At 56.1% G+C, this 6116-nt stretch carries 4 protein-coding genes; 2 read left to right on the forward strand and 2 right to left on the reverse strand.

Annotation, left to right across the window (positions count from 1 at the left end; translation table 11 throughout):
* Positions 1 to 220 (forward strand): helix-turn-helix transcriptional regulator (locus JYJ84_RS26050; protein WP_205189619.1); only part of this gene is annotated, 220 nt, incomplete at its 5' end.
* Positions 221 to 732: 512 nt separating this feature from the next.
* Here JYJ84_RS26050 and JYJ84_RS26055 read toward each other — a convergent pair.
* On the reverse strand, positions 733 to 1761 hold the full coding sequence (locus JYJ84_RS26055) for a hypothetical protein (protein ID WP_175221047.1): 1029 nt from the start codon (positions 1759 to 1761) through the stop codon (positions 733 to 735).
* A 60-nt stretch (positions 1762 to 1821) separates the two neighbouring features.
* Positions 1822 to 3720 carry a DUF3696 domain-containing protein gene (locus JYJ84_RS26060; protein ID WP_175221049.1) on the reverse strand — a complete coding sequence of 633 codons (1899 nt, stop codon included), beginning with the start codon at positions 3718 to 3720 and terminating at the stop codon, positions 1822 to 1824.
* A 1405-nt stretch (positions 3721 to 5125) separates the two neighbouring features.
* On the opposite strand from JYJ84_RS26060, the gene JYJ84_RS26065 reads away from it, so the two are divergent.
* Complete coding sequence (locus tag JYJ84_RS26065) at positions 5126 to 6112, forward strand: TRAP transporter substrate-binding protein (RefSeq protein WP_122949974.1); 987 nt, start codon at positions 5126 to 5128, stop codon at positions 6110 to 6112.
* Positions 6113 to 6116 lie beyond the last annotated feature (4 nt).

The raw sequence follows: 6116 nt of genomic DNA on the forward strand, positions 1-6116 counted from the left end.
GCCGTCGGCCCGCGCGCAGCGATTGCGCGTGTTCTACGGGTTGTCGTCGGCCGAGGCAGATCTCGCCGTGCTGCTGTGCTGCGACGGGCTGTCGCCGCAGGAATGCGCCGGGTTGCGCGGCGTGTCGATCGGCACGATCCGATCGCAGATCAAGTCGATCTACGCGAAGACGGCCGTGGCGCGCGCGGCGCAACTGACGTCGCTGGTCATGCAGACGTGACGGCGCGGGGCGGGCGCGGGCGTAGGGCGCCAGAGTATCGGCAGCGGTGTGTGCGGAAAAGCAGCGGCTTACGTCCAGTTGCGCCACTGGTGCTGGGGCGGTGCGTTGGAGGTCGGGCGATTGGTTTACTGCGGCGCCAGCGTAGTGGCATTTCGTTGTGCCCGGGTGACCGCAGCCGACCCTTAACCGCCGTTGGACCCAGCACCACATCAACGGCGGCTTCCGATGTTCAACGACCATCCGTGAGACAGTTGCGCCAGCGGCACGTCCTCGGCCTTATCGGTAACCGGTCGTCAACTCGTCTCACTGCCGCGACGAAATCTACTTTCGCGAGGAGCCGCTTTTCCGGCTCTGACATAACGAAAGACATTGCGCTATGCAAAGCACACACAATCACATTAACCGGTGCCAACACTGCTTGGGTCGCGCTTGAATACGATTTGTCATAGTCCTTCGAATTGCGCCGACGCGCGAAGCTGTTCATTAGAGGCGCGCGGCGCAAGCACATCGAGTTAGTTCAACTTGTGCTCAAGTGAGCACCGTGGGATAGACATGTTCCCGTGGACCACGACCGACGCGATCTCGCATACGCCTCGCACCTCCCAATAATACAAGTGATACTCGTGGCCAATGTCGCGCCTCCACGCTACGGCCGCTCCGTCAGTTTGCGCGGGCGCGTTGCCACCTGCGTTCTTCCTTAGGTGGTGCGTCTGCGGCAAATTTGTCCGCAAAACCGTATCTACAATTGCGTCGACGAGGCATCGAGTCGCCGTGGCGTCATTTTCCAAGTGAAGGGCAATCATACTGTCGAAAAACGATGGCCCCAGCCGCCAATCGCGAAGCTCCAGCCCACGCCCTCTGGCGACTTGAGCGATGGCGATTGATAGAACGGTCGTCAGTTGTTGGGTGTTTCGGCAATGGCTGGCTTCAACTGCTGCATCCATTTCGTTCGGCAGACTTGCGAGCCTTCGAACCGATGGAAATAGTTCAGCGAACGTGATCGGAAAGCAAATGTTTCCATTAGACAAACTGTCGTGAAACTCCGCCTTTTGCATGGTCCCGCGTACGTCGGTCAGAGGCTTTTCAACGTGCTCCTCGACAACAAAATCGCCGAAGATAACGAGGTCCTCTGCTTTCAACCATCCGGATCGCTTTGACGCCGCGGCCTTTCCTAGCTCAAGAATCTGCTTTTCTTTCAATTCGTCACTTTCAAGGTGGTTCAGAGAGGGGCTGACAGAAAGGTCCGTGAAGATTGCTTCGCCCACAACGGGAAGAGGTGAAAATGGCATCTTCCTGAACAATAAATCAAACAAGCGATTGACATCTTTCGCCTGATACACATCTGCCAAGCCCGTAACCTGAAGCATATGCTTTATATCGTTAAGTAAAGGATACAGTCCGGTACTGTATAAAGTTTCGGGGAGGTCGGCGGCACTGAAAAAGCGGTAGAGCTGCGAATCCAAATTGTCTTTAACGAAAACCAGATCATTGATATATCGTTCAAGCTCGACCACCATCTCATCCTCAGCAAGAGTTGCCATTGGGCAAGCCAGCGAGGATACGTCCACATAGACATTTATTGGCATTTCTATCGTCTATCGTTATTTGCTGCTCTTTTTCGCACGCTTGTTCATTGCCGCCCGAATTATCTCGGCAGCAAGATCTTCGCTCTCGTCAAAGAAACCGTCTGGCCAATTTGAAATTGCCCCGAATTCGTTAAATTTCAGTGGCTCATAAATCGAGCCATCGCTACCTTTTTCAACAAAATAGACCGTGGCGAGTTTCGAAACCGAATCGTCTGGCGCAAGCGCCGACAAGAATCTCAACTCGTTGATCATATACTCGCTGTGTGTTTCAATAATGCATTGCTTTCCCAGAATCGCCACGGACAGAAAAAAATCTGCCAGCTTGGTTTGCACCTTCGGGTGCAAATGAAGCTCAGGCTGTTCAAAGATCAAACACGAGCCAGGTTCGACGAGCAAGGCCTGGATCAGGATAGGCAACACTTGGCTAACGCCAACGCCAACGTGGGTGAGGTCGTGAAGAGTCGAGGAATTTGCAGTAGATACGCGCAGTTCATGCCCTAGCTTTCCCTGATCGTTGGTATGCAGGTCATTTGCCACCCCCATATATTGGAGCCAGTCCGAGACTGCCACCAACAACGATGCTTTAATCGGCGTAGGTGCGGTTAAGGTGTGTTTGATCGAAGCGCTGGGTATGTAAAAAATCTCGGTATCGCGGTGGAGATCGAGTACGGCGGCAGTTGATTCTCCTTTCGTACCAACATCGAGCGCGTCTATTGATCCGCCGTACGGGTATATCGGTTTAGGTTCATCCCGAAGCGGCCCGAGATAGCGAATGCGTTCCGAAAAAAAAGAATGCACGTAACTCGCAGAGAAATCCAAATTGTCAGGAAGCGGACCGGCACTGATCCGCCGCTCTTCCTTCTTCCCGCGCTTCAGAGTTGCAAAAAGAGTTGATTTTACTGTAGGTTCGGCGAAGGCAGTCCATATAGCCTGGCGATAGAAAGCTGGAATATCCGAGAAAAACGTGTCTAGACCATCAACCGTAAAATTGTCATCTATTTCCTCGAATTGTCGAGCCACCCTTTGAGATGCCGCGGTGTCGCCACGCTCATCCGTAAGCCTTTCAATCTGCGCGCGCATTATTTTCAGTATGAACCCACACGCTTCTGGATTGGAAAGTAAAAGATCTCGTGCGCCGTCCACTGATTGCTGCGCAGCCTGACCTGTAGCGGTGAAGATTCGATAGATACTTTCGCATTGCGCGTCCACGACGTCATACGTAAAGCTCATATACCGCGGAAGAAAATGCTGAAGGTGTACGCCAAGTGCCTTTGGATTCTGAGCCTGCGGCGTACCCCAACGGGGCTTATATGATGTCGGTTGCTCCACTTCGAAGGCAAACGATGCTCGCTCTTGGAGCGAGATTGCGCTGACGCTGACTTTCTCGCGCGTGAAAAAATCATCGAGCTCGCCGCGACGTCGCCGCAGCGCAATCTCGGACTTGCCTGTCCCACTAGGCTCGGCTTTGGGAGTGTAGCGAAGAGTCACTCGATCAAGTTCTGGTTGAAGCTGTGCCACTCCCGACCCCGGTCCGCCTCCAGAGAACTTCATCTCGAAGTGAACGCAACTAGCGCGACTCAGTTGCTCATCAGAGAAGTAAATATTCCGATGATTTGAAAGGTAACGGCTTTCTTCGGGTCGCGGCTGAAGGTCAAAGCCGATACTGATTTGCGGAGAATCCGCCTTCGCCGAGAGAATATCGCTAAACGTGCCTAAGCGGGTCAATGAACCATTCAGAACAACTGGGCGCCGGAAGACGTTACTTTGGACCGTTTGTGCGAGAAGAAGCACACTCTGCAAAAGTGTGCTCTTCCCGGAGCTATTTGACCCTGCGAACACGGTCAGTGGGGTCAATTCAACCGCGGTACGCCGGCCGATAGACTTGAAATTCTCAACGTAAAGATTCTTGAGCATGGGGGGAATTGAGGTAATTTTGGCGGAGTTCGATCGATTTCTCTAAATTGTCTCACACCGGCTTGCGCCGAACCACGCAGTAGTTTGAGCTTCCGATCGCGCTGCTAGAGTTTGGCATGATTCCGCGGCATGAGGGTCTTGTGAGCATTACTTCAAAGGTGTGACCGCGCCTCTAGACGCTCACGACCTTATCCAATGAGCGGCATTGGGAAAAAAACGATTGGTGCCCCCTCTGTTATAGCGGCACCGCTGCACGAAACTTTATCCAAATTTCCGCCCAGGAGTCGTGTTCCGAAGGCTCATTGAACGTGTAAAGGTGCTCAAAGGCGGGTGGACGCGTTAGTACCCGCGCCGCGGAGCGATTTTGAGTTCGAGGTGATTTGACGCGAGAACTCTCGCAAAGTCGAAGCGAACCTCCTCAGGCAGGGAGCGCAGCCCTGTCGCAGGCTGCATCTTGTGGTGGAGCAAGTCAATGCGATGTCACGGGGCTGGGTGAGCCAACTGCTACCGTGCCACATCTCTATCGTTAGCGCCTGCTCGATTCGCTCGGAAGCGATCATCGTGGAATGGCCAGTATTTTGACGGCGTGAACGTTCGCTATGGCTGATGAAGCAACGTTCACAATCTCCAATCGAACGGCCGCTTCCTAGGTGAAACCGGCCTCTCCATGTTCTGGCCCCGGTGCGGGCGAATGACGCTTCATGGCCGGCAGCTGCCGTCGGAGTTGCGAGCCAAGCCGGTTACATCGACTTGGTCGAAAGTCGGAAAAGCATGGTGCCAGCCGTGCGCCGTACGTCGTACGCGAACATGCGACCTATGCCGTATGAATCCGGACGGCGACATCACGGGGTGTTGTCGACATTGTGTAGGGCAGTTGCAGTAACTTAGTCGCGCAGAGTCGCAAAGCCGTGGCGCCAGTCGCACGTACTCCGGCGCCCTACGGCGGGCAGGCGTGGACGCCTGCCGCTACCCGGATTCCCTTTCGTTCCTTCCAGGTCGTGCCGCAAGCGGCGCGCGGCGCCGGCGTGTACTCATTACACTGCGCCGACATGCCGGCATCGTGATCAGTCATCCTACGACAATTGAAAGCGAAGCGAAAGTTTGCTTTCCGGTTCCGACGGAAGCGGCCGACTGGCCGCCCGGCTTGAACGCGGACGCGCTTCTGGAAAACGTTTCGCATAAATTCACCTAAACAGAGAACACGATTCCCCGAAATTTGCCTAAAACCCGTCATGGCAGTGGATCTACGGGTATGCACCAAGTGAGTTAAACGATTAACCGACGTACATTCGCGTCAACACGTCATACGACGTATGACTCTGCGATCAGCGAGGACGGCGCCAAAGAATGCGCATGCTGGCGGATCGCCACGCAACAGCGAGCACAACCATCAAGGAGACTGACGATGAAGCACCGATTCAACCGCTCCCGTATTGCCCTGGCCGTCGCGCTGATGGCCGGTTTCGCGATGTCCGCCCAGGCGCGCGTGTTCCGCTCGGCGGACGTGCATGGCGACAACTTCCCGACCAACATGGCCGTGAAGTTCATGGGCGACGAGTTGTCGAAGCAGACCGGCGGCAAGGATTCGATCAAGGTGTTCGGCAACAGCGCGCTCGGCTCCGAGAAGGACACGGTCGACCAGGTGCGGATCGGCGCGATCGACATGGCGCGCGTGAACGGCGCATCGTTCAACGAGATCGTGCCGGAATCGCTGATCCCGTCGTTCCCGTTCCTGTTCCGCGACGTCGACCATTTCCGCAAGGCGATGTACGGCCCGGCCGGCCAGAAGATCCTCGACGCGTTCACCGCGAAGGGGATGATCGCGCTGACGTTCTACGAGAGCGGCGCACGCTCGATCTACGCGAAGCGCCCGGTACGCTCGCCGGCCGACATGAAGGGGCTCAAGGTGCGCGTGCAGCCGTCGGACCTGATGGTCGACGAGATCAAGGCGATGGGCGGCACGCCGACGCCGATGCCGTTCGCCGAGGTGTACACGGGTCTGAAGACGGGCCTCGTCGATGCTGCGGAAAACAACATGCCGTCGTACGAGGAAACGAAGCACTACGAAGTGGCGCCCGATTACTCGGAGACGCAGCACGCGATGACGCCGGAAGTGCTGGTGTTCTCGAAGAAGGTCTGGGACACGCTGTCGCCGCAGGAGCAGGCCGCGATCAGGAAGGCGGCGGCCGATTCGGTGCCGTACTACCAGAAGCTGTGGACCGCGCGTGAAGCGTCCGCGCAGCAGACGGTGGCGAAGGGCGGCGCGAAGATCCTGCCGGCCGCGCAGATCGACCGCGCGGCATTCGTGAAGGCGATGCAGCCGCTGTGGACGAAGTACGAGAAGACGCCGCAGATGAAGCAGATCGTCGACGAGATCGAGGCCACCAAGTGACACG

The sequence above is a fragment of the Burkholderia sp. LMG 13014 genome (assembly GCF_905232215.1).
Lineage (GTDB): Bacteria > Pseudomonadota > Gammaproteobacteria > Burkholderiales > Burkholderiaceae > Burkholderia.

Coding starts and splice junctions, on each gene's coding strand:
- JYJ84_RS26055 (WP_175221047.1), bottom strand. CDS start 1,761: ATGGCAACTCTTGCTGAGGATGAGATGGTGGTCGAGCTTGAACGATAT.
- JYJ84_RS26060 (WP_175221049.1), bottom strand. CDS start 3,720: ATGCTCAAGAATCTTTACGTTGAGAATTTCAAGTCTATCGGCCGGCGT.
- JYJ84_RS26065 (WP_122949974.1), top strand. CDS start 5,126: ATGAAGCACCGATTCAACCGCTCCCGTATTGCCCTGGCCGTCGCGCTG.